The sequence below is a fragment of the Moorena sp. SIO3I6 genome, from assembly GCF_010672095.1.
Window position 1 is genome coordinate 1 of the sequence record NZ_JAAHHU010000549.1, and the last position, 2,841, is coordinate 2,841.

At 40.8% G+C, this 2,841-nt stretch carries 3 protein-coding genes; all 3 read left to right on the plus strand.

All coding sequences use genetic code 11. The features are described from left to right. Positions 1–263 precede the first annotated feature (263 nt). Entirely contained in the window at positions 264–410 is a 147-nt protein-coding gene (locus F6K49_RS39340; RefSeq protein ID WP_229415171.1) for a DUF4388 domain-containing protein, read from the plus strand. 141 nt (positions 411–551) lie between these two features. Continuing rightward, positions 552–1,151 carry a DUF4388 domain-containing protein gene (locus F6K49_RS39345; RefSeq protein WP_229415170.1) on the plus strand — a complete coding sequence of 200 codons (600 nt, stop codon included), beginning with the start codon at positions 552–554 and terminating at the stop codon, positions 1,149–1,151. A 986-nt stretch (positions 1,152–2,137) separates the two neighbouring features. Further along, the coding region (locus F6K49_RS39350) for a DUF4388 domain-containing protein (RefSeq protein WP_293106007.1) at positions 2,138–2,841 on the plus strand (704 nt) is incomplete at its 3' end.

Here is a 2,841-nt window from a genome sequence, read left to right on the forward strand (position 1 = left end):
TCGCTAGTGCATAATCAATCGATGGGTGAGACCCCTCATGATTATATCGGTCTGACCTTTCGGAAACTGCTACCAATTATTGTTTCTCTCAATATGGTTAATCAATTGATATGGGATTTAATTTCAAATTAACAAGCCACTCAGCTCATAGGACGTTGACGTTGACTTTGAAAAACTATTTTCAGGTGTTTTTTTAACAAATCTTAATATATTATAAATTAGTAATTTCCGCTAACCCTTTAGTATGAAGCAAATTAACAATTATGTCTGTTACAGGCCATTTAACCGATATTTCCCTACCAGAAGTGTTTCAGTTTATCGCCCAGGGACAAAAAACTGGTTTGCTAAGGTTGCTTCCCTTGCCAAGAAACCAAGTAACCCCTAGGAGAACTCATTATATTTGGGTGTAAGTAGTCGGACATAATTAAACTTCGCTGTGTTAATAAATGTAAAATAAAGGCTAATTTTTATACCACAAGCGTTTTGGCAATCTTTACAAAACTTTATACAGACCCAAAAACTTTTGTCCGACTACTTATCAGGGTCACCTGGTGGCAGCTGCAGATCGGTTAGACAATCAAGGTTTGGTATCGCTGATTGTTAAACACTGCGGGGTTAGCGAACGGGTAATTGCTAAGTTAGCTCAGCTGTGTGCCATAGATAAACCTCTGGGTTTATGTCTTAAAACTCAGGGTGCTTTACAGGGTGACCAATTAAAACAGCTATTTCGAATGCAAATTCTACAGCATGTTTGTGCTTTGTTTCAGCTCCGAGATGGTCAGTTTAAATTTGAACAGAATGTACCCATACCAACACGAGAAATGACGGGTTTGAGTATGCCAACAAAAATAGCTATGTTGAAGGGATTGCGATCGCTCCGCAACTGGGAAGCTCTGGCAGATAAATTACCTGACCCGAATGGCGGTTTGGTCAGTATCAACGGTGGTCAACCTAAATACAGTTTGGACTCTATAGAGTGGCAAGTTTGGGAGTACACCAATGGCAATGTTTCTCTCAAGAGAATTGCAAGGCAACTGAGAGTACCAGTAGAAAAAGTGCAACAAGTTGCTTTTAGACTAATCACAACCGGTTTAGTAGAAGAAGTGCCCTTATTGGTTAGCAACTTATGTGACCTATCTACATTGAACTGACGGTCAAGTGTCGTCTTATGATCCCTTTTTAAACGGGATCAAAACTTCCTTAAAGGTACTACTTAAAGGTACTACTTAAAGGTACTCTTAATTATGGAGGTCAACACAACTGTATTCCCTCAGAGCGCGTTTTAGAGTTGGTAAAATTTTCAGAATTGCTCGCGCTTTAGTTGATTGCTCAGTTGATATCACCGTTAATCCAAAGCTGGAATTATTAATCAAACTAGTCTAGAAGACTGCAATATAAAACTAGTCTTGAATACTAAAATCATTTCTTTGGAACTTATCTCGATAATAAATGATTTCAGACGTAGAGGAAGAGTTCTATTTAAACTCAACAGCTCCTGCTTTTTGAGGTATGTTTCCAAGTATTGAAAACAACTATTCTAATAATCTAGCCTCAATCCAGGATTGAATTTATCTAATTCCAACTTAGCTCTTTGTCGAAATGGTCAAACCCATACTATTATAGTACAACATCTTTGCTCCGATCAAAAAAACAACCTTTGTCTGGGATTTATGAGGGGCTGAGTGATCAAAGGTTGTTTCCCTACCTGGAAAGCCCGGAGCGATGGCTAACCTACCTCTTATCCTTGTCCTAAGAACTCTCGGCTTTAGTCAACAAAAGCCAACGCCCAAGGTGACACGTGGGGCTGATCGCGGTTGAGCTAAAACTTGGATTTTGCCGCACAAACCATCTAACACTATATAATTTATTGTCACTCATAGTTGACACTCTCAAGGTGCTCTCTTGGTTTTAATTACCCGACATGTCCCTTAATGGTTACCTAAGCGACTTATACTTGCCAGAACTTTTTCAGTTTTTAGAGAAAGGAAAGAAAACTGGTTGGCTGAGAGGATATCTGAAAAGTTTTTTGATACTGAATTTTGCCCCCCTAGCCCCCCAATTCTGGGGGGAACAAGAATCTATTTGCTGGTAAAAGTCCCCCAAAATTGGGGGACCCACGGGGGCTTATATGTAGCAAATGAGACTTCTCAGACAACCTCTGAGAATTACTGCCTTACCCAGAGTTTCTGGATACCGGCGACCAGTTCATCACATTTGGGTGTATCAGGGTCGGATTGTGGCAGCAGCTAATCGATTAGACCATCAGGGTTTAATTGTCCTGATTGCTCAACATCAGTGGGTTAAACACAGTATAGTCAATAAACTCGCTCAGTCATGTACTCCCAATCAGCCACTGGGTTTATACCTCCAAAGTCAAGGTATTTTACAAACTGCACAACTAAAATGGTTGTTTCAGATTCAAATACAACGGCAAGTGTGTCCTTTGTTTGAACTCAAAGATGGTCGATTTAAATTCGAGCAGAACGTGCCGATCCCAACCCTGGAAATGACCGGTTTAAGTATACCAGCAACAGAAGCAACATTAATCGGGTTAAGGGAACTGCAGCACTGGGAGGCTTTGGCTGAGCAATTGCCTGACCCTGATTGGGGTTTAGTCAGTACCATCTGCGATCCACCCCAATCCCATTATCGACTCAACGTTTTAGAATGCAAAGTGTGGCATTATACAACAGGCAAAGTTTCTCTCAAAGCGATCGCAAAGCAGCTGAAACTACCAGTAGCACAAGTACGGCAGATTGCGTTTAGGCTAATCACAGTGGGTCTTGCACAAGCAAGACCTTTGTTGACTGAAGTTCCCCTGTACATTTGTACTACTCTACC